Annotated in this window: 22 protein-coding genes and 1 pseudogene; 9 read left to right on the top strand and 14 right to left on the bottom strand. The window is 67.9% G+C overall.

All coding sequences use genetic code 11. The annotated features are described in order from the left end of the window. Positions 1-171 precede the first annotated feature (171 nt). The 5 genes from HU751_RS04920 to HU751_RS04900 form a co-directional block, all read right to left on the bottom strand. Entirely contained in the window at positions 172-1,536 is a 1,365-nt protein-coding gene (locus HU751_RS04920; protein ID WP_225933224.1) for an NAD(P)/FAD-dependent oxidoreductase, read from the bottom strand. Positions 1,537-1,626: 90 nt separating this feature from the next. Next, positions 1,627-2,631: an AraC-like transcriptional regulator QhpR gene (gene qhpR, locus HU751_RS04915; protein ID WP_186734031.1), complete on the bottom strand. Its 1,005-nt coding sequence runs from the start codon at positions 2,629-2,631 to the stop codon at positions 1,627-1,629. A 173-nt stretch (positions 2,632-2,804) separates the two neighbouring features. Beyond that, positions 2,805-4,139 (bottom strand): MFS transporter, encoded by a 1,335-nt coding sequence (locus HU751_RS04910; protein WP_186734030.1) that lies wholly within the window; start codon positions 4,137-4,139, stop codon positions 2,805-2,807. A gap of 42 nt (positions 4,140-4,181) precedes the next feature. Beyond that, positions 4,182-5,723: a class I adenylate-forming enzyme family protein gene (locus HU751_RS04905; RefSeq protein ID WP_186734029.1), complete on the bottom strand. Its 1,542-nt coding sequence runs from the start codon at positions 5,721-5,723 to the stop codon at positions 4,182-4,184. Positions 5,724-5,725: 2 nt separating this feature from the next. Beyond that, positions 5,726-6,904, bottom strand: coding sequence for an acetyl-CoA acetyltransferase (locus tag HU751_RS04900; protein ID WP_186734028.1), 1,179 nt, complete (start codon positions 6,902-6,904; stop codon positions 5,726-5,728). 134 nt (positions 6,905-7,038) lie between these two features. Here HU751_RS04900 and HU751_RS04895 point away from each other — a divergent pair, with 134 nt between their 5' ends. After that, a complete protein-coding gene (locus tag HU751_RS04895; RefSeq protein WP_186713984.1) occupies positions 7,039-7,611 on the top strand; it encodes a LuxR C-terminal-related transcriptional regulator in 573 nt (190 codons plus the stop codon). A 48-nt stretch (positions 7,612-7,659) separates the two neighbouring features. On the opposite strand, the gene HU751_RS04890 is transcribed toward HU751_RS04895, so the two are convergent. Continuing rightward, positions 7,660-8,304, bottom strand: coding sequence for an ankyrin repeat domain-containing protein (locus HU751_RS04890; protein ID WP_186713985.1), 645 nt, complete (start codon positions 8,302-8,304; stop codon positions 7,660-7,662). 158 nt (positions 8,305-8,462) lie between these two features. Between HU751_RS04890 and HU751_RS04885 the strand changes: the two genes are divergently transcribed. Then, positions 8,463-9,344 (top strand): LysR substrate-binding domain-containing protein, encoded by an 882-nt coding sequence (locus HU751_RS04885; protein ID WP_186734027.1) that lies wholly within the window; start codon positions 8,463-8,465, stop codon positions 9,342-9,344. Between the two features lie 49 nt (positions 9,345-9,393). On the opposite strand, the gene HU751_RS04880 is transcribed toward HU751_RS04885, so the two are convergent. From HU751_RS04880 to HU751_RS04850, 7 genes and pseudogenes are all read right to left on the bottom strand, one after another. Further along, a complete protein-coding gene (locus tag HU751_RS04880; protein WP_186734026.1) occupies positions 9,394-10,122 on the bottom strand; it encodes a DUF899 domain-containing protein in 729 nt (242 codons plus the stop codon). 157 nt (positions 10,123-10,279) lie between these two features. Then, on the bottom strand, positions 10,280-11,725 hold the full coding sequence (locus HU751_RS04875; protein WP_186734025.1) for a curlin: 1,446 nt from the start codon (positions 11,723-11,725) through the stop codon (positions 10,280-10,282). 30 nt (positions 11,726-11,755) lie between these two features. Continuing rightward, a complete protein-coding gene (locus tag HU751_RS04870; RefSeq protein WP_186734024.1) occupies positions 11,756-12,226 on the bottom strand; it encodes a curlin in 471 nt (156 codons plus the stop codon). Between the two features lie 16 nt (positions 12,227-12,242). Continuing rightward, the gene (locus HU751_RS04865; RefSeq protein WP_186734023.1) at positions 12,243-14,477 is read right to left on the bottom strand and encodes an Ig-like domain-containing protein; all 2,235 of its coding nucleotides are present in this window, start codon (positions 14,475-14,477) and stop codon (positions 12,243-12,245) included. 26 nt (positions 14,478-14,503) lie between these two features. Next, complete coding sequence (locus HU751_RS04860) at positions 14,504-15,850, bottom strand: hypothetical protein (RefSeq protein ID WP_186734022.1); 1,347 nt, start codon at positions 15,848-15,850, stop codon at positions 14,504-14,506. Positions 15,851-16,138: 288 nt separating this feature from the next. Then, positions 16,139-16,648: pseudogene (locus tag HU751_RS04855) on the bottom strand (flavin reductase family protein); the annotation flags it as partial. 120 nt (positions 16,649-16,768) lie between these two features. After that, positions 16,769-17,938 carry a p-hydroxyphenylacetate 3-hydroxylase oxygenase component gene (locus HU751_RS04850; protein WP_186734021.1) on the bottom strand — a complete coding sequence of 390 codons (1,170 nt, stop codon included), beginning with the start codon at positions 17,936-17,938 and terminating at the stop codon, positions 16,769-16,771. A gap of 287 nt (positions 17,939-18,225) precedes the next feature. Here HU751_RS04850 and HU751_RS04845 point away from each other — a divergent pair, with 287 nt between their 5' ends. The 6 genes from HU751_RS04845 to HU751_RS04820 all read left to right on the top strand — a co-directional run bounded on the left by HU751_RS04845 (position 18,226) and on the right by HU751_RS04820 (position 24,277). Beyond that, complete coding sequence (locus HU751_RS04845; RefSeq protein WP_186734020.1) at positions 18,226-19,713, top strand: aldehyde dehydrogenase family protein; 1,488 nt, start codon at positions 18,226-18,228, stop codon at positions 19,711-19,713. A 2-nt stretch (positions 19,714-19,715) separates the two neighbouring features. After that, positions 19,716-20,375 (top strand): helix-turn-helix transcriptional regulator, encoded by a 660-nt coding sequence (locus HU751_RS04840; protein WP_186734019.1) that lies wholly within the window; start codon positions 19,716-19,718, stop codon positions 20,373-20,375. Positions 20,376-20,451: 76 nt separating this feature from the next. Beyond that, on the top strand, positions 20,452-21,270 hold the full coding sequence (locus tag HU751_RS04835) for a molybdenum cofactor biosynthesis F family protein (protein ID WP_186734018.1): 819 nt from the start codon (positions 20,452-20,454) through the stop codon (positions 21,268-21,270). After that, on the top strand, positions 21,267-22,058 hold the full coding sequence (locus tag HU751_RS04830) for an SDR family NAD(P)-dependent oxidoreductase (protein ID WP_186734017.1): 792 nt from the start codon (positions 21,267-21,269) through the stop codon (positions 22,056-22,058). Before HU751_RS04835 ends, HU751_RS04830 begins: the two co-directional genes overlap by 4 nt. Continuing rightward, the gene (locus HU751_RS04825) at positions 22,055-22,822 is read left to right on the top strand and encodes an SDR family oxidoreductase (RefSeq protein ID WP_186734016.1); all 768 of its coding nucleotides are present in this window, start codon (positions 22,055-22,057) and stop codon (positions 22,820-22,822) included. Before HU751_RS04830 ends, HU751_RS04825 begins: the two co-directional genes overlap by 4 nt. A 168-nt stretch (positions 22,823-22,990) precedes the next feature. Continuing rightward, entirely contained in the window at positions 22,991-24,277 is a 1,287-nt protein-coding gene (locus tag HU751_RS04820; protein WP_225933282.1) for an alginate export family protein, read from the top strand. An 86-nt stretch (positions 24,278-24,363) separates the two neighbouring features. Here the strand turns inward: HU751_RS04820 and HU751_RS04815 are convergent, their stop codons facing one another. Next, positions 24,364-25,242 carry a Dyp-type peroxidase gene (locus tag HU751_RS04815; protein ID WP_186734014.1) on the bottom strand — a complete coding sequence of 293 codons (879 nt, stop codon included), beginning with the start codon at positions 25,240-25,242 and terminating at the stop codon, positions 24,364-24,366. A 174-nt stretch (positions 25,243-25,416) separates the two neighbouring features. On the opposite strand from HU751_RS04815, the gene HU751_RS04810 reads away from it, so the two are divergent. Beyond that, on the top strand, positions 25,417-26,316 hold the full coding sequence (locus tag HU751_RS04810) for a bile acid:sodium symporter family protein (RefSeq protein WP_186734013.1): 900 nt from the start codon (positions 25,417-25,419) through the stop codon (positions 26,314-26,316). Positions 26,317-26,345 lie beyond the last annotated feature (29 nt).

Genomic DNA, 26,345 nt, shown 5'->3' with positions numbered 1-26,345 from the left:
TGGTTATCGAAAGGCAGTTCGTAACGGGCAAGGGCGCGGAAAAAGAGGCCGCCGAGGGACGGCCCAAAATGCGTTTCCGGCTCTGCGTGACAGACAGTATTCAATGGCGCTGGCCAGCGGCTTGGCCGCATGCGCCAGGGTGTTTGTCATCCGGTGCCAGCAGGCTGCGTGTCAGGCCTTGAGCCCGCGCTCCTCCCACCAGTCCCAGGCCCTCAGCGCCTGGCGCGCCGTGCGCCCGGCCCAGCACGACAGGGTGTTGCCCGGCATCGGGATGGCCTTGCGGTTGACGATCCAGAAGTCGGTCAACTCGCTGCGTCGGCCCTGCAACAGGTCGGCGATGGTCCGCCCGTTCAGATGGCTCAGCGCCACGCCGTGGCCGAAGCAGCCCCCGGCGTAGATCATGCGCTCATCGCCGACAAAACTGATCTCCGGGACCATGTCGGCGTTCACCGATACCGGCCCGCCCCAGCGGTAGGCAATGCGTACGTCGCGCAACTGCGGGTAGACCCACTTCAGGTGCGCCTCGCAATGGGCCCAGCTGGCCGGCGACGGCTGTTCATCCGTTGCACTGCCGCTGTAGGCCAGCACATCGCCGCCGCCCATGACGATGCGCCCGTCCACGGTCGGGCGGAAATAGTGCAGCATCTGCCGGTTGTCGCCGAACGCCTCTCGGCCCTGCCAGCCAAGGCGCTGCCAGAGCGCATCGCCCAGGGGCTCGGTGACCACCTGGTAGGTCCACAGCGGGAACTGGCGACGCTCCAGCGTACGAGAACCCGGCACCTGCCGCGAGTAGGCGTTGGTGGCGAGCACCAGCTTGTCGGCGGTCACACTGGCCACGGGCGTGCGCAGCACGATGCCCCTACCACTGGTGTCGATGTCCAGTACTGGCGTGGACTCGTGGATGCGCACGCCCGCCGAAGCCGCCAGGCCCTTGAGGCCACGCACCTGCTTGCAGGGGTCGAGGTAGCCGGTCCCGGTTTCACGGATACCACCCAGCAGACGCGGTGAATCGTACTGCTGGCGCAGCGCGTCGCTGTCCTGCCAGCGCATGTCCGCCGCCAGCCCCAGCGAATCGTACAGTTCCAGGGTCTTGCCCAGGCGCGCCACCTGCTGCGGCGAATAGCTGACCCGCAGCAGTCCGGCATGGCGGTAATCCGAATCGATGCCGTGGCTGTCGATCACTTCGCGGGTATAGGCCACGGCCTTTTCAAGGTAATGGTGGGCGTCGATCATCTTCTGCCGGCCCCAGCGCAGCACCACCAGCTCCGGTTCCAGGCCGAACAGCCTGGTGCTGAAGCCGGCGTTGCGCCCACTGGCGCCGAAACCGATCTGCGCCGCCTCCAGCACCACCACCCGGGCGCCGGGGTTATCGCGCTTGAACTGCCAGGCGGCATTGAGCCCGGTGAAACCTCCACCGATCACCGCCACATCGACCTTGAGGTCTTCGGTCAGGCGCGTGTTCGGCGCGTAGGCGCCGTAGTCGTGTTGCCAGAAGGAGCGATGTTCATGCACAGCGTCGTTGTTGTTGTCGTTCATGCTGGACTCTCGGGTTTCGCACACGGACATGCGGTCCCTTCGAGCCTATCGAGCGGCGCGGCAACGGGATTGACCACGGATGCCAGATTTTCAGCACACCGCGCCAGGCCCGCGCCCGGCCTGACGAAACTGTTGCGGCGACTGCCCGGTCCAGCGCCGGAAGGCCCGGGTGAACGAGCCGGATTCGGCGTAGCCGAGCAGCAGCGAGATCTGCGTCATCGAGTAGTCGGAGTGGTTCAGGTAACCCAGCGCCAGGTCGCGGCGCACCTCCTCCACCAGCACCGAGAACTCGATGGCCTGTTCCTTCAGGCGGCGTTGCAGGGTACGCCGGCTCAGGCCCATGCGCGCGCTGACCTCGTCCAGCGACGGCACGCCGCTGGCCATGCCCAGGGCGATCATGCGGGTGACCTGGGGCAGCAGCTCATCGCTGATGCTGCGCTGCTCGAGCTCCCGTTGCAGGTAAGGCTCCAGGGCCTGGAACAGACGCTCGTTGCCCTGGGCCACCGGCAGCTTGAGGACATCAACGGAAAACGTGATGCGGTTGGTCGACTGGCCGAAGAACACCGGGCACATGAACAACTGCTTGTGCACCGAGACATCCGCCGGCCGCGGGTGCTCGAAGTCCACCCGCAGCGGCCGCAACGGGTTGGCGGTGATCAGCTGCAACTGACGCAGGATCGCGGCGATGGCGAACTCGGCGTCCTGGCGGCGGTTGACCACCGTGGTATCGGTGACCTGGTAGGTGATGCGCAGCTGGCGGCTTTCGCAGCAGTAGTCGATGGACGACTCCTGGGCGAACACCACGATGTAGGTGTGCAGGGTAATCAGCGCCTTTTCGACGCTGGGCGCGCAATGCAGGGCATGGCCCAGGGCGCCGATGTCGTCGGCTTCGGTCTGGCTGCCCAGGGTCAGGCCGATGGCGGGGTTGCGGGTGCCGGCGGCTTCCCACAGGGCCAGGTACTGGTCACCGGGGATTTCGATGTCGGCGCGGTCCAGCAATGGCAGGTCGATGCCGAGGGCATCCAGATGCGGGGCGAAGATGGGTTTGAAACGACGGAAGAAGTTTTCCGAGATGACAGTGCGCGCTGATTTCATGTTGTTCTTCGCAGGCCATGGGTTCCATGCCGCTCTCAGCAAGCGGCAGCGCTGCGTGGGGCGTCCTGTCCCAGCGCATGTAACCGATTGTTGCCGAGATCGAGCGAACCCTCAACCGCTGAATGCCAGCCTGTGGGAGCGGGTTTACCCGCTCCCACAGAGGTCTCCTGCCTTCAGGCCGAACGCAGGTTCAATGGGTTCGGTTCAACCGGCTGGCGCGCAGCGTGGCCACAGGCGACGAAATCTTCCTTGCGCAGCACCACCAGCGCCACCAGCGACGCCACACCGGTGCCCACGTAAAAGTACCACGGTGCGGTGATATCCCCGGTCACCTTGATCAGCCAGGTGGAGATCAGCGGCGCGCTGCCGCCGAACACCGCCACCGGGATGTTGTAGGCCATGGCGATGCCGGTTGAGCGGATCCGCGTCGGCAGCAGTTCACTCATCAACGCGTAGGTCGACGAAGCATACAGCCCGAACAGGATCGCCACCGCCATCAGCGGCCAGAACAGGGTGGCCGGGGTGGCGCCGGGCGCGGTCTTGAAGAACCAGTACATGGCCAGGGTCGCCAGGGTGCCGATCACCATCAGGAACGGCTTGCGCCCGTAGCGGTCGGTGAAGGCGCCGCCCAATGGCATCACCAGCGCCGCCGACAGGCTGGCGACGAACACGTAGAGCAAGGTGGTGCCGCTGTCGAACTTCAGCGTGTTGGACATGTAGGTCGAGGCGAAGGTCAGCACCAGGTAGAAGATCGAGCTGTGCAGGGTGATGATGAAGAACACCAGGGCGATCGAGCGCTTCCACTGCCATACCTCGCGCAGCGGCGCCTTGGAGGTCTGCCCGGCTTCCACCAGGGCGAGGAACTCGGGGCTGTCCTCAAGCTTGAGGCGAATGTACAGCGAGATGAAGCCCAGGGGACCGGCGATCAGGAACGGGATGCGCCAGCCCCAGTCCTGCATCAGCTCGGCGCCCAGCGCCCAGGTCATGCCATTGGCCACGGCGCCGCCCAGCAGCAGGCCGAGCACCGCGGTGACCATCAGCCAGCAGGTGGCAAAGCCACGGCGACCGGGCCCGGCGTATTCGGAGATGAAGCTGGTGATGGTGCCGATCTCACCGCCGGCAGAGAAGCCCTGCACGCAGCGGATCAGCACCAGGATCACCGGGGCGGCGATGCCGATGCTGGCGTAGGTCGGCAGCAGACCGAGCAGGAAGGTGGAGCCGGCCATCATCACCAGCACCGTGATCAGCGTGCGGCGGCGACCGATCTTGTCCGCCAGCGGGCCGAAGAACAGCCCGCCCAACGGGCGGATGAAGAAGCTCAGGGCAAAGGCCGCGAAGCTTGCCAGCAGGCTGCTGGTGGGGTCGTCGGAAACGAAGAAGGCCTTGCCGATGTACAAGGCCAGGAAGCCGTAGACGCCGTAGTCGTACCACTCGATCAAGTGGCCGGTGGTGGCGCCGATAAAGGCGCGGCGCCGCTGGCGCTGGGTGTTGCCGGGTGACATGCCCATGTCGGGAACTCCTGTCGTGGTGCTTTCCATGAAAGATGCCGGTCAGTGGCTGGCGAACGCCCCGTCGGGGTTCTGCAGCCACTGGCGCAGCTGGGTCTTGAGAATCTTGCCATAGCTGTTCTTCGGCAGCTCGGCACAGAACAGGTACTTCTTCGGTTTCTTGAACGAGGCCATGCGCGCCAGGAACCATTGGTTGAGCGCCTGGGCATCGAGGCTGCCGGGCGTACGCGGCACGACGAAGGCCACCACCGACTCGCCCCACTCGGCGTCGGCCTCCCCGACCACGCAGGCCTCGAACACTTCGGGGTGCTGGATCAGCACTTCCTCGACTTCGCGCGGGTAGATGTTGCTGCCGCCGGAGATGATCACGTCCTTGCTGCGGTCGGTCAGGGTCAGGTAGCCGTGCTCGTCGAGCAAACCGATATCGCCGGTGCGCAGCCAGCCGTCCACCAGGGTCGCCTGGGTGGCCTGCGGATTGTCCCAGTAACCCTGCATCACCACCGGCCCGCGCACGCTGATCTCGCCGGGTTCGCCGGCCGCCAGCGGCTGGCCCGCGCCGTCCACCACGCGGACCTCGACACAGGCCTGGGCCCGCCCCACCGAGGCGGCGATGGCGGGCCAGTCGGGGTGCTCACGGTCGGCGATGGCCTCACGCGACAGCGCGCTGATGGTCATCGGGCACTCGCCCTGGCCGTAGATCTGCACCAGGCGCGGGCCGAAGGTGTCCAGGGCCTCGCTGAGGTCCGCCAGGTACATCGGGCCGCCGCCGTAGACGATGGTCTTGATGCCCGCGCCGTCATAGCCCTGCTGGCGGGCCTGCTCGACCATGCGCTTGACCATGGTCGGCGCGGCGAACAGGCTGACCTGTCCCAGGGTCTGCGCCAGGCCGAACAGCTCGGCGGCCTGGAAGCCCCGGGACAGCGGCACCACGTGCCGGGCGCCGCAGCGCACGTGGACGAAGTTGTACAGCCCGGCGCCATGGGACATCGGCGCGGCGTAGAGCACCGCGTCGTTGGCGGTCACCGGGTCGACGTCCAGCGGGTAGCACAGCGACATGGCGACCAGGTTGCCATGGGACAGCATCACGCCCTTCGAACGCCCCGTGGTGCCGGAGGTATAGAACAGCCAGGCCAGGTCGCTGTCCTGGCGCGGGTGCGGCTGCACCAGTTGATCGCTGTCGAGCGAGCCGGGCGCAGCCTGGGCAGGCGCGATCAGCTCACGGCAGCCGCCTGGCAGGGGCGCACCGGCAAAGACCTCGCCCTCGTCGGTATAGATCAGGCGCGCCCCGGCATTGCCGGCAATCCAGGCCGCTTCCAGGGCGTGCAGCTTGCTGTTGATCGGCACCGCCACCGCCCCGCTCCACCAGATGGCATAGAGCAGTTCCAGGTAGACGCAGCTGTTCTTCATCAGCAGCGCCACCCGGTCGCCCGGTTCGATGCCATGCGTGTGCCGCAGCTCCAGCGCCCGTGCCCGCGCCAGGGCGGCGAACGCCCGGTAGTCGGCAACCTGGCGCGCCCCCTCGAACAGCGCCGGGCGCTCGGGCCAGCGCTGGGCCGCATCCTGCAGCCAATGCGCGATGTTCATCCTCAGACCCTGACCGCTTGCAGCACGCTGGCATAGTTGGCCACCGCCATGCCGCCCATGTTGAACAGCAGGCCGAACTCGGCGTTGGGCACGCCCAGGCCGATGGGCTTGCCGGTCAGCTGGGCGAAGCCCAGGGCATGCATCGACACCCCGGTGGCGCCCACCGGATGGCCCTTGGCCTTGAGCCCGCCGGACAGGTTCACCGGCAAGCGCCCGCCCTGGCGCACGATGCCGTCGTCCAGTGCCCGATGCCCCTCGCCCCGCGGCGCCAGGCCCATGGCTTCGTAGATCAGCAGTTCGGCGATGGTGAAGCAGTCGTGCACCTCGGCGAAGCTCAGGTCGTTCAGGGTCACTCCCGCCTCGCGCAGCGCCCCGTGGATGGCCCGTTGCGGCCCCTCGAAGGCGAGGATGTCGCGGCGCGACAGCGGCAGGAAGTCGTTGACCTGGACCATCGAGCGAATCGCCACCTGGCGGCGCATCGAACGGGCGCGCTCGGGCGAGGCCAGGACGATCGCCGCCGCGCCATCGCTGATCAGCGAGCAGTCGGTCAGGCGCAGGGGCGCGGCGATCAGCGGGTTGCCCGGCGACACCTGGTTGCAGTGTTCGAAGTCCATCACCCGGTGCATCTGCGCCAACGGGTTGGCCATGGCGTTGGCATGGTTCTTCACGGCGATGGCCGCCATCGACGCCAACGGGCTGTGGTAGCGCTCGGTGTACTGCTGCGCCACCTGGCCGAACAACTGGGCGAAGCTCAGCCCGGCCTCCGCCAGGGCATTCTGGTAGCCGGCGCCGGCCAGCGCCCGGGTGACCTCGACCGTGCTGTTGCCGGTCATCTTCTCCGCGCCGACCACCAGCACCAGCTCGGCGGCGCCGCTGCGGATCGCATTGATCCCGGCCTGGATCGCCGCCGAGCCCGAGGCACAGGCGTTTTCGCAGCGGGTGGCGGGCTTGAAGCGCAGTTGCGGGTCGGCCTGCAGCATCAGCGAAGCCGGGAAACCGTCGGCCACCAGGCCCGAGTTGAAGTGGCCGAGGAACAACGCATCGATCTCGGCGGCGTCGATGGCCGCGTCCTGCAGGGCATCGCGGGTGACCTGGACGATCAGGTCCTCGAGGTTCAGGCCATCCAGGCGGCCGAAGGGACTGTGCGCGGCGGCAACGATGGAGATGGAATCGTGGAGCATGGTGATTTTCTTCTGTCCTTGAAGCGGGTATTGCATACAATGTGGCAGTACCCGAATCCCACGCTAGTTGGGGCAACTACGTACGCAAGTAAGTAGTGAGCCGTACGGGACATGACCCCAAGGCAGGAAGCCTGATGACCGTACCCACCCTCGCCTCCCCTGACCTCGAACGCCTGGCGTTCCGGGTTTCACCGGCGCCACAGCTGATCACCGGCCACCGGCGCATGCTCGACTGCAACGAGGCCTTCGCCCGGCTGTTCGGCTATACCCGCGAAGAACTGCGCGGGCACCTGACCTTGCTGCTCTACCCGTCCCATGCCGATTACCAGAGCATCGGCGAACGCAGCGAGCACTGGCTGCGCAACGGACTGGGCGCCTTCTACTCCGACGAACGCTTCATGCAGCACCGCAATGGCGAGGTGTTCTGGGCCCGGGCCCAGGGCTTCACGCTGACGGCGGAGGATCCGTTCAAGCTGATGATCTGGCATTTCGAACGGCTCGACCGGCAGCCGGCGCCCACGGTGCAACTGACGCCGCGTGAGCGTGAGATTTCGTTGCATATCGTCAATGGGCTGACCTGCAAGGAGGTGGCGCGGCGCTTGGGAATCTCGCATCGGACGGTGGAAGTGCACCGGGCACGGCTGATGAAGAAATTGCAGGCGAAGAACAGCGCCGAGTTGGTGTCGAAGATCATTTTCATCAGCTGAATGCGGGGCATCAGCAGCCCGCAATCAGGTCTGCTTGCCTGAACGGACCTACCTTTGCAGCAGGGCCACCATCTCCTGGTATCCGCGCTGGCGGGCATGCTCCAGCGCGGTCACGCCGTCCTTGTCGGCGATCCGTGGGTCCGCCCCGGCCGCCAGCAGCCGGCGTACGATCTCCACATGCCGCGGGCCGCCATCGCCGAGGATCACCGCCTCGAGCAGCGCGGTCCAGTGCAGGCGGTTGAGGTGGTTCACGTCGACGCCGGCATCGATCAGCAGTTGCACGGTCTCGACGTGGCCGCGCTCGGCCGCCGGGATCAGCGCGGTGCCGCCGTAGCGATTGGTACTCCTCAGGTCGGCGCCATGGGCCAGGGTCAGGCGCAGGATGTCGTTCAGCCCGCGGGCGCCGGCATACAGGTAGGGGCTGTCGTGGATGTTGTCCTTGGCGTTGACGTCGGCCCCGGCCTCGATCAGCGCCTTGGCCACATCCACCTGGTTGGCATGGGTCGCCACCAAGAGCGCGGTCTGGCCCTGCTCGTCGCGGATGTCCGGCGGTGCGCCCTGCTCCAGCAACTGGCGCACGACTGGCGCATCCCCCCGTTGGGCGGCATCGAGCAAGGCGGTGTTCATGGTCGTGGTCTCGGCATGGGTGGCAAGGCTCAGGCTCAACAGCAAGGCGGCGAACGGCAGGCGCATGGGTATCGGTTCCTTCTGCGACGAAGCTCCAATGTAGGGCCCTAAGGGTTGTAGCAGAAGTGAATTATCTGGATGCAACCCAGTGTATTTGCGCATGTTGCCGGGTACCGGCACCCATGGTAGAAGTCAGGCTTGTCATTCAGAAGCCGAATAACGAGATGTCTTCCAGCGTAAAACCGAATAGGGCCCTGTTCGACCTCGACCTGCTGCGCGCCATCGTCGTGGTGGCCGATTGCGGCAGTTTCACCACCGCCGCCGCACGGCTGCACTCCACCCAGTCGACCATCAGCCAGAAGGTCCGCCGCCTCGAAGACATGGTCGGCCATCGCCTGCTGGTACGCGGCAACCGCGACGTGCTGCCCACCGATGCCGGGCAGACCTTGCTCGGCTATGCCCGGCACATGCTGGCCTTGAACGACCAGATGCTCGAAGCCCTGGCCGGGGCCATGGTCGGCGTCACCGTGCGCCTGGGGGTGCCGGAGGATTTCGTCGGCGGACGCACCACCAACGCGCTGTCCGCGTTCAGCCGGCGCCACCCGCAGGTCAAGCTGGAGGTTACCAGCGGCCTGTGCCGCGACCTCAGCCAGGCCTACGACAACGGCGAGCTCGACCTGGTGCTGCTCAAGCAGCGGCGCAACAGCCGCGAGGGCGTGGCCTGCTGGCCGGAGCGGTTGCAATGGATCGACAGCGTACGCACGCCGTCCTTCGAACTCGACCCGGTTCCGCTGGTGACCTTCCCGCCACGCGGGCTGTACCGCGACGACATGATCAGTGCGATCGAAGGCATGGGCCGGCGCTGGCGCATCAGCTTCACCAGTTCCAGCCTCAGCGGGATCCAGGCGGCGGTGGCCGATGGCATGGGCATCAGCCTGCTTCCTCCACGCGCGGCGCTGGGCGAGCACCGGGTGCTGGGTGCCGAGCAGGGACTGCCTGACGTGGACAGCTACGAGATCGTGATCGTGCATCGGCCGACGGCGGACGTGATGGTCAAGGCGCTGGCCGAGGTGCTGACGGAGTTGCTGGCGCTGCGGGCGATCTGATGCCGCCCTCGCGGGACCTTGATGCGACGTACCCCGCGAGGGCGTCTTTTCATTCCCCGCAGCAGTGGGATTTTTCCTGGGCACCGTCATAGCGATCATGATGCCGTACCCAGTCCATCGTCCCTTCCTCGTTGCGCCCCAGTGGCGCCAGGTCGAGGAAGTTGTAGGCGTTGACCAGGATGTCCAGCCCCCGGGCATAGGTGGAATAGGTGTGGTACAGGCTGCCGTCGGCATCCCGGTAGAACGCGCTCAGCCCGGGCAGCTCCGCCTCGTTGCCGGCATAGGGTTCGTAGTTGTACTGGGCGCTGCCGTCGGTGGCGACACTGACCCCGAAGTCCTGGTTGAAGGGGCTGCCATGCGAGGAGAACCACGGGAAGCGCCAGCCCATGCGCTGGCGGAACGCCTGGAACTCGGCATAGGGCGCCCGCGACACCGCCACCAGGGACACGTCATGGTGGGCCAGGTGCAGGTTGGCGCCGTCGAAGTGGTCGGCGAGGAACGAACAGCCCGGACAGCCTTCGTTCCAGCCTTCGGCGAACATGAAGTGATAGACCAGCAACTGGCTGCGTCCGGCGAACAGCTCGGTCAGGCCCAGCTCGCCGTGCGGGCCGTGGAATCGATAGTCCTGTTCCACCCGCACCCAGGGCAGGGCGCGGCGGGCGGCGGCGAGTTCATCGCGTTGATGGGTAAAGGCTTTCTCGTGCAGCCAGAGCTGCCGGCGGGCGGCAAGCCACTGGCTGCGCGTGACCACGGCATGCTTGGGGATGGGATGGCTCATGGGCGTGACTCCACGCTGGGGGTTCACCAGGTGGTCGAACAGCTAGCGAATGTTTCGACAGGCCTTGTGCCGTTACCGACGGATGGTCACGCACACCGGGGAAAAAGGAACCGCGGCGCCAGGGAGAGCAAACACCGCGGTCCAAGGGGGGAGCTCGTTACTGCTGGGTCACAGTCGCCGAGTTGGCATTGCCGTACTGGGTGATGGTGGCGGTCTGGCTTGCGCCGCTCTGGTCGACGAACGCCTGGTTGCCGTTGCCACCCTGGGTCACGTAGGCAAGGTTGGCCACGTCGGTCTGCTTGATGGTGGCCTCGTTGCCATTGCCGTACAGCTGGTAGGTGTAGCTCTGGTTGCCACTGCCCGACTGGTCGAGGGTGATGCTGCCGCCATTGCCGGCGGCCAGGCCTTCGGCGTAGTTGGCGGTGCCGCGCTGGTCGGCGATGAGCAGGTTGTCGCTGCCGTTCTGCTCGAAGTACAGCTCGTTGTTGCTGTCGGCCTGGCGGGTTTCCATCTGGTTGCGGTTGCCGTTCTGGTCCAGCCGCGCGACCTGGGCGTTGCCTTCCTGGGTGAGGTTGACGCCGTTGCCATTCCCGGTCTGGTTGATCTGCGCCTGCTGGCCGACGCCGAACTGCCCACCGGATTTTTCGCCCTTCCAGTTGCTGGCCATGATCTTGTTGGCATTGCCCGCCGTGCTGATGGTCAGGCTGTGGTTGTCGCCGGTCTGGTAGGTGAAATGCAGGTTGTTGTTACCTACCTGCGAAATACTGGTCACCGCCTGGTTGGTTTCGTACTGGTCCGACCAGCTGGCGTTGCCGCGACCGACCTGGCTGAGGCCGGCGCTGTTGCCCTGGCCGAAGCTCTGGTCGATGTAGCCTTCGTTGGCCTGGCCATTCTGGTACACGCTGGCCTGGCTGGCGGCCTGGTTGTCCTGCCACACCTCCACCGAGTTGCCGGTGCCGTACTGGTCGATGCCGATGGTCCCACCCAGGCCGTCGCGCTGGTCGCCATAGGCCCAGTTCTGCTTGCCCTCCTGGTAGATGGCGATATCGCCGTCCTGGTGAGTCATGTGCTCGGCGGCCGCCTGGTTGCCGCTGCCGCCCTGCATGATCACGCTCTTGTTGTTGCTGCCGCCGAACAGCTGCTCGACCGTGGCGTCGTTGCCATGACCCGATTGCAGGGTGGTGGCCTGGCTGCCCAGCTGGGTGTCCTGCCAGATGACCGAGCGGTTGCCGCTGCCCAGCTGGATCTGCAGGGACTCGTTGTTCTCGCCCACCGACTGGCTGGCGAAGGCGTCGTTGAGGCTGCCGCCGGACTGCTGGGTGATCTGGCTGCCGTTCTCGTACAGCTGCTCGGCGTAGCCGGCGTTGAACGAGCCGGTGGCGCTCTGCTGGATATGGCTGGTGCTGTTGTCCTGCAGCGCCATGTGGTTGTGGTCGTGGCCGGCCTGGTCCTGCGTGGCCGAGGCGAACGGCGCCTGGCTCTGCTTGACCTCGGCAATGTTCTGGTTGCCCTGCTGGGACTGGGTCGAGATGCTGTCGTCGGCCATGGCCTGGCCGGCAAGGGCCAGGACGATGGCAGCGCTCAGGGGGGCGAGCTTGTGCATGGTGTTGCCTCCAGATCTGTCGTGTTGGGCCTAGCGGTATTGGCTGACATGGACCTGCTGGCCGTTGCCGGCCTGGGTCACGGTGCTGTTCAGCCCCGTGCCGCGCTGGTCGATGGTGGCGCTGTTGTGGTTGCCGATCTGCTCGATGGCGGCGCTGTTGTCGCTGCCGTTCTGGCGGATCGTGGCGTTGTTGCCCTGGCCCTGCTGGCTGATCGCGGCCGTCAGGTCGCTGCCTTCCTGCAGGATGTACGCTTCCTGCGCGCTCCCGGCCTGGACGATCCGGCCCAGCAGGGCCTGGCCGTTCTGGTCGAGGGCGGCGCGGTTGCCCGTGCCCAGCTGCTCGATTACCGCGACCTGGCCGGCAGCGGTCGGCAGCAGGCGCAGCACCAGCGGCTCGCCGAGGTCGCTGCCGGCGGCGAGGTCGGCGTTGTCCATCAGGTCGTCGGCCAGGGCCTGGCCGGTGAGGGCCAGGCTCAGCAGCAGTGGGTACAGGGCGTTCATGGCATCCCTCCGGGGTTTACTGCACCACCACGTTGACCGTGCGCGTGGTGCCCTGGCTGCTGGTCACCGTGGCGGTCGGCGCGGCGGTGGGCACCAGGGTCGTGCTGTTGCTCACCGTCAGGCGCCAGCGGCCGGTGACCGGCACGGTGGTGGTACCCAGGGTCTGCGTGCCGGTGGTGGTGGTCACGCGCACGGTGATGGTGTTGCCGGTGGTCACCGAGGATGTGCCGCTGATATCCCAGTTGAAGCGGTTGTTCGAGCGCGCCGTGACCGTCGCCGCGGTGACCGCGAAGGTTTCCTGGGCCGGCCGTGGCGACACCTGCACGGTGACCGTGCCGGGCGTCGAGGTGGCGCCGACCGAGTCACGGGCGACGTAGCTGAAGCTGGTGGTGAAGGCCGCGCTCACCGTGGCCGGTGGCGTGTAGGTGATCACGTTGCCGTCGGTGCTGACCGTGCCACGCCCGGCCGGGGTCGGCTGGGTGACGCTGGCAATGGTCAGCGGCAGGTTGCCTTCCGGGTCGGTGTCGTTGGCCAGGGCGTTGATGGTCACGGGCACGCCGAGGGTGGCGACGCTGTCGGCCACCGCGCTCGGTGGACGGTTCGGCGCGACGTTGACGGTCACCGTGGCCGGGGTCGACTTCAGCCCCTTGGCGTCCTGGGCGCGGTAGCTGAAGGTCGCCACCACGGGCGCGGTGGCGCCGGCGGGTGGGGTGTAGGTCACCGCGGTGGTGCCGTTGAGCACCACGCCGCCCAGGCCGGTGCCCGGCTGGGTGAGGTCGGTGATGCTCAGTGGCACGTTACCGTCCGGGTCGCTGTCGTTGGCCAGCAGGTTGAGGGTGATCGGCACCCCGACACTGGTGCTGCCGCTGTCGGCCTGGGCCACGGGGGCCTGGTTCTCGGTTGGCACCGGGGCATTGCCGACCACCACCACCGGCTCCACGTCGATACCGCCGTGGGCCGACTTGACGGTGATGCTGGCGGGCGGCTGGGCCAGGTCGTTGACCGTCAGGCTCTGCTGCACGCCGGACTTGGACATGCGCCCGAAGCCCTGCACCAGCAGGTCGGGCACCACCACTTCATCGCTGGAGCGGGCCTCGACCAGCAAGCGCTTGGCGCTCCAGTCGTAGCGTGCGGTGGCGACCTTGACCACGTCGCTGAGCTTGCTCGACAGCGCCGTCGGCCGCGTGGTGCCGGCCGGGCTGCTGGCGGTGACCACCACCACCGACGGTGGCACGGCCTGGCTCAGCTGCTGGCTGAAGAACAGCCCGTTGTTGTCGGCGAGCATGCTGAACTGGCATGGCGACGGCGGCGAGCCGATCAGCGCCAGGCCGTTGCGCAGGCACAGGCTGGCGCTGTTCGGCGCCTTGGCGAAGACCTCGACACGGGTGCCGGCGGCGTTGCGCTGGTAGGTGGCGCGCTCCAGCGTCACCGGGGTCTGCTGGCGCTGGTCGAGGACCTTGCCGGAGACGGTGAAGACGTTGGTCTGGATGGTGCCCGCCGGGCCCTGGATGCGCACGAAGTTGGTGTTGTTCGGGCTGCCGGTCACCGCCTCGGTGATGTTCGGGTCGCCGACGAAGGTCTCGGTGGCGCCGGTGTCCGGATTGACCTCGGTGTACGGGCCGCCGACGCCGCGCAGGAACGGGCCGAGGTTGCCGTTCAGGGCGCCGCTGAAGTTGCCCGGCGCGCCGATGCCGATGTCGCGGGTGATGTTGATCGCCCGCCGGCCGGCGGTGGTCACGTTGACCGTCTCGACGCCGAACGGGTGGGTGATGGTGTAGGTGCCGGTGCGCGGCACCGAGGCGCGGATGCGGATGCGGGCAAAGCTCTGCTGGTCGCCGTTGACCGGGTTCTCGGCGGCGAAGGCCGCCTCGAGGCCGGCGACATAGACTTCCAGCTCGTAGCCGCTGTTGCCCACCTGCGGGATCTCGGTCTCGGCCAGGAACCAGAACATCTCCGGCGGCCAGTTGTCCGGGAACACCAGCGGCAGGGCGTCGTCGTAGACCCCGGGCTCGGGCAGCAGCGTGCACATGTAGGCCGGAGCACCCGGCGCACCCGGTGCCCGCGAGCTGGTGGCGCGTGACTGGCACAGCTCCAGGGCGAGGTTGTTGGCGTCCTTGTACCACATCGGGTAGCCCCCGGTGGCGAAGGTGTAGGGGCCCGGATCGACCTCGCTCAGGGCGGCCCAGGCCGCGCTGCTGACGGTGAGGGTGAAACCGGCGGCGCACAGCGCCCGACGCGACCAAGTATTCATGCGGCCTCCTTGAAGGCGGTGTCTGTTCATGGCACCAGCACCACGTCTTCGTTGTCGCTGCCGCCGTGGCTGCTGGTGACTTGCACCTGCGCCGGCGGGATGGGTGACAGCCCGGTGGTCAGGGACTTGACCGCGCCGTTGCCGCTCAGGTTGCCGATCAGCGCGCCGTTGCCGGTGCGGGCGGTGAGTGCGGGCGGGCTGGTCTCGTCGCTGCTGCTGGCGACCAGGGTCAGCTGGCCGCTGGCCAGGCTGTATTCGGCGCGGCTTATGGTCACCAGGTCGGTCAGCGGCATGGCGGCGCTGGTCGGCGTGCTGGTGGCGATGGCCAGACTGTTGTCGGCGGTCACCTGCAGGGTCAGCGGCAGGGTCGGGTTGAGCGCCGACTGGGCGTACCAGGCGCCGGTGCCGTTGGCCTCGCCCAGGGGCAGGGTCGGCGTCTGACTGGTCAGGGTGACCGTGGCCGGCGCCGGCGGCGCCATGACGAACACATCCTGCTGGGCCCGCAGGTCGCCGTTGACGGTGTGCCGCGAGTAGGTGCTGCGCTGCGGGATCAACGGCGTCGGGCGGTTGACCGTGGACAGCTTGCCGGAGATGGCGAACAGCTCGGTGCGCAGGTCGAGGCCGTTGGGGCCCTCGATGCGCACGAAGTTGGTATTGAACGGGCTGCCGGTGACCGGCTCTTCCAGGTTCGGGTCGCCGATGTAGCGTTCGCTGGCGCCGGTGCCCGGGTTGGTTTCGGTGTAGGGGCCGTTGACACTGCGCAGGAACGGCCCGACGTCGCCTTTGAGCGCGCCGCTGTAGTCGCCGGGAGAGCCGATGCCGATGTCGCGGGTCATGTTGATCGCCCGGCGCCCGCCCGCCGGCACGTCGAACACGTCGACGCCGTAGGGATGGGTGATGGTGTAGGTGCCGGCCACCGGCACATCGACGCGGATGCGCACCCGGGCGAAGCTGACCTGGTCGCCATCCACCGGCTCCTCGGCGGCGAAAGCAGCCTCGATAGCCGAGCCGAAGCTCAGGTCGATGCCGCGGGCGGCATCGACGATGGCGGCGTCGGCGGTGAACCAGAAGGCCTCGTCGGGGAAGTTGCTGGGGAAGACGATCGGTTGGGTATCATCGAATACGCCGGGTGTGGGCAGCAGCGTGCACATGTACGACGGCGCGCCGGGGGCACCGGCGACCCGTGAGCTCACCGCCTTGGACAGGCACAGGTCGAGCACTCGGCCATGGCTGTCCTGGTACCAGGCGGGGAACTTGCCGGTGGGCAGGGTATACGGGCCGCTGTCGACCGCATACAGCGCAGCCTGGGCCGGTAGCTGGAGCAGGCCGGCGAAGATCGCCACGGCCAGCGGGTGGGGAGTCGGTCGGTGCATGAGTTGCTTCCTCCTGCAAACGGGCCCATGGGTTGGGGCGTCTGCAGAGGCATCGGCAACTGTTGTGCCAGGTTTCCCATGGCGTTGAGAAATGGCTCTGGAGCAAGGGTTCCAGCGCTCCTGCCCGGTATCCGGGGAAGTGTTGCAGATGGGCGGGTGGCCCCAGCATTGGGGAATGGGGCCAGGGTGGCGAGGTATCCACCGCAAGGGATTGTGCGCCGGTCAGATCGAGCGCTGTGCGCGTGGTGCTCAATCTGGCCGGCGTTGCAGAACGCCTTGAATACACTATCCCTCGGCACGACGCTCCATCAGCGTGTGCGGCAGGACCCTGGAATACGCACCCTGGTGATAGAGCAGTGGCGAGCCACCCAGGTCGTCGAAGGCCAGCACCCGGCCGAGGAGGATCCAGTGATCGCCACCATCGATCTGCTGGAACTTCTCGCAGCGAAAACGCGCCGCGCAGCCTGGCAGCAAGGGCGCCCCTCCCTCTCCGGTCTCGTGTTCGATTCCGGCGAAGCGATCTTCGCTGGGGCGGGCAAAGGTGTTGGACAGCTCGATCTGGTCGGCGGCCAGCACGTTCACCGCGAAGTGCCCGGCGGCCTCGAACACCGCATGGCTGCCTGAGCGCTTGTCGATGCTCCAGAGCACCAGTGGCGGGTCGAGGGATACCGAGTTGAAGCTGTTGGCGGTGACGCCGACCTTGCGCCCCGAGGCGTCGGCGGCGGTAATCACGGTGACGCCGGTGGCGAAGTTGCCCAGGGCGCGGCGGAAGGCGCGGCTATCGAAAGGAGTGGACATGCAAGGCTCCGTCATTGTTATCGGGCTGGGTCGGTTTGCGGGCGCGGGCTTGTCTGGTTGAGCGCTATCGCGGGGCAAGCCCGCTCCCACGTTGTTCCGTCCATGTTTATCGGTTGCAGATCAGGTCATCGCCGGGTCCGGCTCCAGCCCCATCAGCTCGCGCCCGAGGATCTGCGCGCAGACGTCGTAGTCGGTGTAGGCATGCGCGCCGGTCATGTGCGCATCGCGGAACAGCCGCTGCAGCTCGTTGCCGTCGAACCAGGCGCCACCGCCGGCCGCCTCCATCAGCCGATCCACGGCCTGGATGCACAGCTTGACCGCGTAGCCCTGGTTGGTGCGCCAGTACGTCAGCTCCGTGCGGGTCGGGTATTGGTGCCGGGCGCTGTACTCGGCGATCTGCTCCCAGCTTTTTTCCAGCAGCGCCCGCGCCGCGGCGACCTGGTGGGTGGACTCGGCCAGGCGCATCAGCGCCGGGGTGGCCGCGCCGACGGCGGCGCCGGTGTAGGCGCGCACGCGGTTGCGGGTCTTGTCCCTGAACACCTCGAGCATGCGCTCGGCGATGCCCAGGCTGACCGTGGAGAACCCGCTGGCGAAGTATGGCCGGTACGGGTTGAAGTAGATCGCGCTGTCCGGGTACAGCCCAAAGCCCGCCGACTGGCCCTCCATCATGTCCCTGGCCTTCTGGATGCGGTGCTCGGGCACGAAGGCGCGCTCGACGATCAGCGTGCGGCTGCCACTGGCGCGCATGCCGGCGGCGAACCAGTCGTCGCGGACCTGGTAGTCGCAGCGCGGCAGCACGGCGAAGCAGTAGTCCTGGCCGCCCTCGGGGTTGGCCCGGCGAAAGCCCATGATCGCCCACTCGGCGTGGTCGCAGCCGCTGCTCCAGCCCATCTCGCCGCTGAACAGCACGCCGCCCTCGACCTCCTCGGTACGGCCGAATGGCGCGATGCTGCTGCTGGCGGTGGCGTCCGGGTCTCGGCCCCAGATCTCGTCCTGCAAGCGTGCCGGGAACATCGCCAGCTGATGGCTGTGGGTGCACAGCAGGCTCATCGCCCAGGCGGAGCTGGCGCAGGCGCCGGCCAGTGCGGCAATACACTCGGCGAACTGCGGCAGGCTGATTTCCAGGCCGCCGTAATGCCTGGGCAGGAAGGCCTTGTGCAGGCCGATGGCCTTGAGCGCGGCGATGTTCTCGGCGGGCACGCTGCGCTCGCGCTCGGCCTGGTCGGCGCGGGCGGCGATGGCCGGCAACAGGGGCTTGAGGTCTTCGAGCAGGGAGTTTGGCTTTTTCATGGTCTGGCTCATTGTTATTGGACCCTGGCGAACGCTGCCTGGAAGGGACCGCTCGCTGATGAATGCCGGGTCAGTATGGGAGCCGTGGCCAAGACGGAAAATGCAACTTCCGCACCTCGGATTGCACTTTTCGTGGCGCCTGGCAGGCAGGGTCATGGGGGCGGCATGGGCAGACAAGATCGCCATCGTGTCCCGCTTTAAGCTGGGGGAAATCGGGCCGCGACGCGGCCCATCGCGGGGCAAGCCCGCTCCCACGAAGCCCTCGGCAAACCACCCGGAGCCCTGCCATGAGCGACATCGCCCTCCTCCCCAGCGTCAGTGCCTTCCTGGCCCGCGACCACGGTCTGTACATCCATGGCGCAGCGGTCGCCAGCCAATCCAGCGCCCGCATCACCGTGCACAACCCGGCCAACGGCGAAACCATCGCCGAGGTCGCCGAGGCCAACCTGGCCGACGTCGAGCGCGCCGTCGAATCGTCCCGCCAGGGCTTTGCCAGCTGGTCGCGCACCAGCCCCGCCGCCCGTGCCGCGGTGTTGTTCCGCCTGGCCGACCTGCTCGAGGCCAACCGCGAGGAGCTGGCCCAGCTGGAAACCCTGCAGTCGGGCAAGCTGATCGGCATCGCCCGCGCCTTCGAGGTGGAGCAAGCCGCGCACTTCCTGCGCTATTACGCCGGCTGGGCCACCAAGATCACCGGCCAGACCATCACCCCGTCCCTGCCCTCCTTCGCCGGCGAGCGCTACAGCGCCTTCACCCTGCGCGAGCCGGTGGGCGTGGTGGTGGGCATCGTGCCGTGGAACTTCGCCACCATGATCGCCCTGTGGAAACTGGCCTCGGCCCTGACCACCGGCTGCAGCATCGTGCTCAAGCCCAGCGAGTTCACCCCGCTGACCCTGCTGCGCATCGCCGAGCTGGCCAGCGAGGCCGGCCTGCCGCCGGGCGCGCTCAATGTGCTGACCGGCGGCGGCCTGGTGGGCAAGACGCTGGTCGAACACCCCGGCACCGACAAGGTGTCGTTCACCGGCTCCGTGCCCACCGGCATCGCCGTCGGCCAGGCGGCCATGGGCGCCAAGCTGACCCGGGCGACCCTGGAGCTGGGCGGCAAGAACGCGGTGGCGTTCCTGCCCGATGTCGCCGTCGACAAGGCGGTGGACGGCATCATCGAGGCCGGCTTCCTGCACTCCGGGCAGATCTGCGCCGCCGGCGAGCGCTTCTACGTCCATCGCTCGCGCCTCGACCCGCTGCTCGAGGCCCTGTCCCAGCGCCTGGGCCAGCTGAAGATCGGCTCGCCCCTGGACGAAACCACCCAGTTCGGCCCGGTGGCCAACAAGCCGCACCAGCAGAAGCTCGGCGAGCTGTTCGCCACCGCCCGCGCCGAGGGCAACCACATCGTCCATGGCGGTCGCCTCGGCGAAGGCCCGGGCTGCTTCGTCGAACCCACGGTCATCCTTGCCAACAACGCGGGCGACACCTTGCTCAACCAGGAAACCTTCGGCCCGGTGGCGACCTTCCTGCCCTACGACCACGAGGACGAACTGATCCACCTGATGAACGCCTCGCCCTACGGCCTGAGCGCGAGCCTGTGGACCAACGACCTGGGCAAGGCCATGCGCCTGATCCCGGAAATCCAGGCCGGGACCCTGTGGGTCAACATGCACACCCTGCTCGACCCGGCGGTGCCGTTCGGCGGCATCAAGGCCTCGGGTGTCGGCCGCGAGTTCGGCTCGGCGTTCATCGACGACTTCACCGAGCTGAAGTCGGTGATGATCCGCTACTGACCATGCCCAGCGCCAACCACGACCTGGGCCGCTACTGCCTGCAGGCCTTCAGCCAGCAGGTACCGGCCTCGCTGGCGGCGTTCTACCGCATCGATGCCGGGCAGCAGGCCTGCGACTTCCTGTTGCAGGACCTGCAGGCACCGATGCATGCCCGCTACCTCGAGCACTACCGGGCTTTCGACCCGCTGCAGCCCGGGCGCTGCCTGGCCATCGGCCGCCCGGTGGTGTCGCTGCGCCAGGGCCTGGCCTGCCTGCCCGAAGCCCAGGGCCAGACCTACCGGCGTTTCCTCGCGCAGCACCAGGTGGTGGACGTGGTCGAGATCATCGCCCAGGCCGATGGCCACCCCGTGGCCGGTGTCTCGTTGCTGCGCTGTGCCAGCCTCGGTGAGTTTCGCGACGACGAACTCGAACGCCTGCTGCCCCTGCACGGGCTGATGCAGCTCGCCGTAGCCAGCCTGCCGCAGGCGAGCGCGCCCGCGCCCGTCGAACTGACGCCACGGGAACGGCAGATCGCCGAGCTGCTGCGCCAGGGCAGCAGCAACAAGCTGATCGCCCGCGCCCTGGGCGTCGGCCTGCCGACGGTGAAGACCCACCTGATCAACCTGTTCCGCAAGCTCGGCGTGCGCAACCGCACCGAACTGGTGGCCAGCCTCTACCTGTGACTCAACCTTCCGGTTGATACCGCCGCCCGGCGCGCCATTGCACCCTGTGGCCACCCCAACCACAGGAGTCACCGCCATGCCCAACACCACCGACTGGATCACCGTGGGTGCCCTCGCCGACGGCTTCGCGCCCGAGGCCTTCATCCTGCCGCAACTGGCCGACCTGTCCGGGCGCACGCTCACCCTGCACTTCGCCAATGGCTGGGTCATCGAACACCGCTTCGACAGCGAACGCCTGCACTGGCGCGCCGCGGACGGCCACAGCAGCGGCAGCGCCGGCTACCGGGCCACCTCGGTGCGCCCCGGCATCTACCTGGTCGACTTCATCAAGCACGAGGGCGGCCAGGCCTGGTCGGTGTCGCTGGTGCTCGACACCCTCGAGCACGCCTTCACCGCCGTGCTTGGCCGCCTGCCCGACCAGGCCCGCACCCAGCGCGGCCTGTACGCCCTGGCCCTGGCCGGTGAAGCGCTGACCGGCGTCAAGGCCAGCTTCCTGCATGGCAGCCTCGACCGCCCCTGGCAGGCCGGCGCCTGCCCCCACGCGCCGACCACCGAGCTGGTCGGCCTGCGCAATCACTACCGCTACAGCCCCACCGAGGAGTACGAGCACATCTACCTCAACGCCAACTACTACAGCTGGCAGTGCCTCAAGGGCGTCGAACAGGGGCTGTGCGACACCGACCGGGCGTACTACTACAAGATCGCCGAGCAGCTGTACCTGTTCGTCTGGTGCGAGAAGATCGTGCCCACCCTGGGCCTGGTGATGATCGACCTGGCGCGCCACCGCAGCGACGGCAAGATCTTCGGCTACCAGGGCGGCGGCTTCGATGCGCTGGCCAACTTCCCGGTGTCGTCCCACTGCCGGGTGCTCAACCGCACGGAGCCTGCGCAGTGAGCCGCGGCGTACTGATCACCGGGGCCGGCAGCGGCATCGGTGAAGCCTGCGCCCTGCGCCTGGCCCGCCAGGGCTGGCAGGTGGCGCTGGTGGGCCGCCGCCGCGAGGCGCTGGAGCGCGTCGCGCAGCGGTGCGATGGCCTGGTGCTGGCCGGCGACGCCGCCGACAGCGCCACCTGGGCGGGCTTCATCGAGCAGGTGCGCGCCCGTTTCGGCGGCCTCGACGCGGTGATCGCCTGCGCCGGTGGTCATGGCCTGGGACCGGCCGAGCAGACCAGCGACGAAGCCTGGCGCGAGGCCCTGCGCAGCAACCTCGACAGTGCCTTCCACACTGCGCGGGCCTGCCTGCCGTTGCTGCGCGAGCGGCGCGGCAGCCTGGTGCTGCTGGGTTCCATTGCCTCGCTGGCGGCCGGCCCCGAGGTCTGCGGCTACACCACCGCCAAGCATGCCCTGGTCGGCCTGACCCGCTCGCTGGCCCGCGACTACGGGCCGTTCGGCGTGCGGGTCAACTGCGTCTGCCCGGGCTGGGTGCGCACGCCCATGGCCGACCAGGAGATGCAGCCACTAATGGATCACTACCAGGAAGACCTCGACGCCGCCTACCGCCGGGTCACCGCCGACGTGCCGCTGCGCCGCCCGGCCAGCAGTGACGAGATCGCCGCCGTGTGCCAGTTCCTGGTCGGCGCCGAGGCCAGCATCGTCACCGGCGCGGTGATCACCGCCGATGGCGGTTCGACCGTGGTCGACGTGCCGACCCTGGCCTACACCCGCCTGGAGCCGTCGGCATGAACGCGCGCTATGACTTCCAAGGTCGCACGGTGCTGGTCACCGGCGCGGCGGGCGGCATCGGCCAGGCCATCGTCGAGGGTTTCGCCCGTGGCGGCGCCCGGGTGCTGGCCGTGGACCTCGATCCGCAGGCGTTGCAGCGCTTGGTAGAGGACCAACTGGCGTTGGGCCACGAGGTGCGTGGGGAGATGCTCGACCTGGCCGACCCCGGCGCGATCCGCGCCTTGCTGGTCGGGCTGCAACGCCTCGATGTGCTGGTGCACAACGCCGCCTACTTCCCGCTCACCCCATTCACCGAGATCGACCCGGCCCTGTTGCAGCGCACCCTGGCGGTGAATCTGGGGGCATTGTTCTGGCTCACCCAGGGCGCCCTGCCACTGTTCCACCGCCAGGGTGGCGGATGCGTGCTGGCCACCTCGTCGGTGACAGGACCCCGGGTGGCCTACCCGGGCCTGAGCCACTACGCGGCGTCCAAGGCCGGGGTCAATGGCTTCATTCGCAATGCTGCGCTGGAACTGGCGGCGTTCAACGTGCGGGTCAACGGTGTGGAACCGGGGATGGTGCGCACACCGGCCATGGACAACCTAGGTGATACCGCCTTGAACACCCGGATCGCCGCCGGCGTGCCCCTGGGGCGGCTGGGCGAGCCGGCCGATATCGCCGCGGCGATGCTGTTCCTGGCCTCTGACGCCGCCCGCTACATCACCGGCCAGACCCTGGTGGTCGACGGCGGCGCGACCTTGCCTGAGATCGTCGCGAGCCTGTGATGGCGGCGACAGGCAAGGCCGCTGGCAGCCACGGGCAAGACCACCGCCAGCGTTCCACGCGCTAATAGCCCGTCGCCTTTCGACACTGCCTCCACAACGACGCGGCACTCAAGACCGCACACAACAAACGAGGATCGATCCATGCGTCTCACCCCACGTCGCACCGCAATGGCCACGGCCCTGGCCCTGTTGGTCCATGGCCAGGCCAGCCCGGCCTATGAGCTGTACGCCGACGACGACAGCCACTTGAATGCCGACCTGCTCGCGGTCTGGGGCATGTTCAACAGCCGCCACAACTACGATGGCACCCCCGGCGGCTCGACCTGGCGCGAGGGCTTCATCAAGTACGGCCTCAGCGGCGACCAGGGCCTGGGTGGCAACGGCACCCTGTATGGTGCCCTCAACTGGGTCAGCTCCGGCGCGTGGGGCGACGGTGATGCCGGCGGCAATCAGGACGGCTCCGAACGCACCACCAAGATCGAGGACGCCTACCTGGGTTGGCGCTCGGGCGACCTGTTCCCGCTGCTGGGCAAGGATGGCGTGGACCTGTCCGGCGGCCGCCAGGTGATCCGCCTGGGCAGTGGTTTCCTGATCAACGACGACGGTCCCAACCTGGGCAAGGGCCCGGCCGACGGCCAGCTCAACCGCGGCGGCGGCTTCTACCTGGGCGCGCGCCACGCCTTCGACCGCACCGCGGTGCTGCGCCTGGGCGGCAAGGAAGGGCTGCATGGCAGTGTGCTGTGGCTCAAGTCCGACAACCGCGCCCAGACCGAAACCGAGCTGGCGGCCGGCACCCTGGACTACACCCATGACCTGGGTACGCTGGGCCTGACCTATATCCACGGTATCGACGTGACCGACCAGTGGGCCAGCGAGTTCCAGAAGGCCCGTGAAGGCATGGATGTGTACAGCCTGCGCGGCGAAGGTGGCGTCGGGCTGGAAAACACCCGCTTCGCCTTCGAGTATGCCTGGCAGGACAAGCGCGGTGGCCGCGAGACCGCCTGGTACGCCGAGGCCGCCTACACCTTCGCCGAAGCCCCCTGGGCGCCACAGCTGACCTACCGCTACACCCGCTATTCGGCAGGCTGGGACCTGCTGTTCACCGGCCTGTCCAGCGGCTACGGCACCTGGATCCAGGGCGAGGTCGCCGGCAACTATGCCGGGCCGTTCAACACCAACAGCGGCATCCAACATGTGGGCCTGAAGGCCACGCCACGGGACGATCTCACCGTCGGCGCGCTGTTCTTCGACTTCGACACCGTGCGCACCCGCGACACCCTTAACCTGGATGCCCAGGAGCTGGACCTGTACGTGGAGTGGGCGGTCAACGAGCACCTGATCGTCACCCCGCTGCTGGGACTGTTCAAGCCGCGCAAGGATCAAAGCAATGGTGGCAACCAGGTGGGCAGCGGGACCAACGTTTACAGCCAGCTGACGGTGGCGGTGCCGTTCTGAGCCATCGCGGGGCAAGCCCGCTCCCACGCCTTGGGCCTGATGCCCAGCTCGGCGTGGGAGCGGGCTTGCCCCGCGATGAGGGTCTGTCAGCCCAACAGAAGGCGCAGGTCGGCACCGACTTCAGCCAACGGCGGGCACCAGTAATACCCCCCCGTCAACGGTCGGCTGAAGCGGTACAGGCCATCGATCACGCCATCCTCGAGCCCGCTCATGCGCCGCAGCTGCACCTCGAAGGCATCCAGCGAAAAGCCCAGGGCAACGAACGCCAGGCCCGCGCCACGCTCGTCGGTCCAGGCCACCGAGCGACGCACCACGAACGCCTCCGGCGCGAAGCTTTCCTGGGCGGTGCGCTTGACGTGGGCCGACTCGGGCGCGTCGTCGAGCTCTTCGTTGTCACTCAGGCGGCGACCGATGATGTTGTCCTGTTCGGCCTGGGGCAGCGACTTGAAGTACTCCAGGTCGTGCTTCCACAGCTGGAACGCGGCGAAGCTGGAGCCCGCCAGGCCAGGCTGATCGCCCGGTACGATGGCGGCGGCGACGGCGTCTTCGTCCACCGGGTTCTCGGTGCCGTCTTCGTAGCCGGTCAGGTCATGGCCACCGCGGTGCAGGAAACCGTCGACGCTGTCGACCAGGCGCAGGGCCGGCGCCAGCGCCTGCTGCAGGGCCTGGCCGCGCAGGAACAGCTCGCCGCGTTCGGCGCCGCGCAGCCACAGCCACAGGGCGTGCTGGGTCGCCGGGTTCTCCACCACCGCATCCAGTTGCGGGAAGCTGCGCAGGCCCGGCACTTCGCGGCCCAGGGCCTTGGCCAGCGGCGCGCCGACGCCCAGGATCAGGCTCTGCCCATCGACCTGCGGCAACAGCTGGTCGAGGACGGCGGGCAAGGCCTCGAGCGAATCGAGGGCGAAGAACAGGTGGCGGGCATGGGCCGGCACCGGAGTGGCAAGCAGACCTGGCTGGAACGGCATGACAGGCGAATCCTCGGCAAAAGGGCGAATGCTACTGCGCCGGGCAATGCATCGCAACGTGACACAGGGCCGCTCGCCCCGGTAACAATCGGTTACCAAGGCAGGCCAGTTGCGATTAGCTATCGTTGCGCCACCACCTACACTCCTCGGAATCCTTCGCCCGAGAGACCGCCCATGACCGCCTCCCCGCTGCTCACCGCCCTCCTGCCGCTGGCCCTGGGCATCATCATGCTCGGCCTGGGCCTGTCGCTGACCCTGGCCGACTTCGCCCGGGTGGTGAAGTACCCCAAGCCGGTGGTGATCGGCCTGGTCTGCCAGATCCTGCTGCTGCCGCTGGTGTGCTTCCTGATCGCCAACGGCTTCGGCCTCGAGTCGGCGCTGGCGGTGGGCCTGATGCTGCTGGCCGCCTCTCCGGGCGGCACCACCGCCAACCTGTTCAGCCACCTGGCCCATGGCGACGTGGCGCTTAACATCACCCTGACCGCGGTCAACTCGCTGATCGCCATCCTCACCATGCCGCTGCTGGTGAACCTGTCGCTGATCTGGTTCATGGAGTCGGACCAGGCCATCCCGCTGCAGTTCGCCAAGGTCATGCAGGTGTTCGCCATCGTCCTGCTGCCGGTGGCGCTGGGCATGCTGATTCGCCACTGGACGCCGCGCTTCGCCGCGCGCATGGAAAAGCCGATGAAGATCGTCGCGGCGCTGTTCCTGGCCTTCACCATCGTCCTGGCCCTGGCCAAGGACTGGCAGACCGTGGTCGAGTACGCGCCGATCGTCGGTGGCGCCGCGCTGCTGTTCAACCTGCTCAGCCTCGCGGTGGGTTACTGGGTGCCGCGCCTGCTGAGCATCCCGAAGCGCCAGGCGATCGCCATCGGCATGGAGATCGGCATCCACAACGGCACCCTGGCCATCGCCCTGGCCCTGAGCCCGACGCTGCTCAACAACGCGACCATGGCGGTGCCGGCGGCGATCTACAGCCTGATCATGTTCTTCACGGCGGCGGGGTTTGGCTGGTGGGTGAGCCGGGGGCACAAGGCCGCCGGCACCGTCCTGGAGCAACGTCCCTCCAGGTGATCGCCCTACCTTCAGGGACGCGCTGCAAG

The sequence above is a fragment of the Pseudomonas peradeniyensis genome, from assembly GCF_014268935.2.
Lineage (GTDB): Bacteria > Pseudomonadota > Gammaproteobacteria > Pseudomonadales > Pseudomonadaceae > Aquipseudomonas > Aquipseudomonas peradeniyensis.
Note: the sequence above shows the minus strand (reverse complement) of the source record. Positions and strands in the feature narration are given on the sequence as shown.

Bases quoted from the DNA above. Each gene is read 5' to 3' on its own strand.
- HU751_RS04920 (WP_225933224.1), bottom strand. From the start codon at position 1,536: ATGAACGACAACAACAACGACGCTGTGCATGAACATCGCTCCTTCTGG.
- qhpR (WP_186734031.1), bottom strand. From the start codon at position 2,631: ATGAAATCAGCGCGCACTGTCATCTCGGAAAACTTCTTCCGTCGTTTC.
- HU751_RS04910 (WP_186734030.1), bottom strand. From the start codon at position 4,139: ATGGGCATGTCACCCGGCAACACCCAGCGCCAGCGGCGCCGCGCCTTT.
- HU751_RS04905 (WP_186734029.1), bottom strand. From the start codon at position 5,723: ATGAACATCGCGCATTGGCTGCAGGATGCGGCCCAGCGCTGGCCCGAG.
- HU751_RS04900 (WP_186734028.1), bottom strand. From the start codon at position 6,904: ATGCTCCACGATTCCATCTCCATCGTTGCCGCCGCGCACAGTCCCTTC.
- HU751_RS04895 (WP_186713984.1), top strand. From the start codon at position 7,039: ATGACCGTACCCACCCTCGCCTCCCCTGACCTCGAACGCCTGGCGTTC.
- HU751_RS04890 (WP_186713985.1), bottom strand. From the start codon at position 8,304: ATGCGCCTGCCGTTCGCCGCCTTGCTGTTGAGCCTGAGCCTTGCCACC.
- HU751_RS04885 (WP_186734027.1), top strand. From the start codon at position 8,463: ATGTCTTCCAGCGTAAAACCGAATAGGGCCCTGTTCGACCTCGACCTG.
- HU751_RS04880 (WP_186734026.1), bottom strand. From the start codon at position 10,122: ATGAGCCATCCCATCCCCAAGCATGCCGTGGTCACGCGCAGCCAGTGG.
- HU751_RS04875 (WP_186734025.1), bottom strand. From the start codon at position 11,725: ATGCACAAGCTCGCCCCCCTGAGCGCTGCCATCGTCCTGGCCCTTGCC.
- HU751_RS04870 (WP_186734024.1), bottom strand. From the start codon at position 12,226: ATGAACGCCCTGTACCCACTGCTGCTGAGCCTGGCCCTCACCGGCCAG.
- HU751_RS04865 (WP_186734023.1), bottom strand. From the start codon at position 14,477: ATGAATACTTGGTCGCGTCGGGCGCTGTGCGCCGCCGGTTTCACCCTC.
- HU751_RS04860 (WP_186734022.1), bottom strand. From the start codon at position 15,850: ATGCACCGACCGACTCCCCACCCGCTGGCCGTGGCGATCTTCGCCGGC.
- HU751_RS04850 (WP_186734021.1), bottom strand. From the start codon at position 17,938: ATGAAAAAGCCAAACTCCCTGCTCGAAGACCTCAAGCCCCTGTTGCCG.
- HU751_RS04845 (WP_186734020.1), top strand. From the start codon at position 18,226: ATGAGCGACATCGCCCTCCTCCCCAGCGTCAGTGCCTTCCTGGCCCGC.
- HU751_RS04840 (WP_186734019.1), top strand. From the start codon at position 19,716: ATGCCCAGCGCCAACCACGACCTGGGCCGCTACTGCCTGCAGGCCTTC.
- HU751_RS04835 (WP_186734018.1), top strand. From the start codon at position 20,452: ATGCCCAACACCACCGACTGGATCACCGTGGGTGCCCTCGCCGACGGC.
- HU751_RS04825 (WP_186734016.1), top strand. From the start codon at position 22,055: ATGAACGCGCGCTATGACTTCCAAGGTCGCACGGTGCTGGTCACCGGC.
- HU751_RS04820 (WP_225933282.1), top strand. From the start codon at position 22,991: ATGGCCACGGCCCTGGCCCTGTTGGTCCATGGCCAGGCCAGCCCGGCC.
- HU751_RS04815 (WP_186734014.1), bottom strand. From the start codon at position 25,242: ATGCCGTTCCAGCCAGGTCTGCTTGCCACTCCGGTGCCGGCCCATGCC.
- HU751_RS04810 (WP_186734013.1), top strand. From the start codon at position 25,417: ATGACCGCCTCCCCGCTGCTCACCGCCCTCCTGCCGCTGGCCCTGGGC.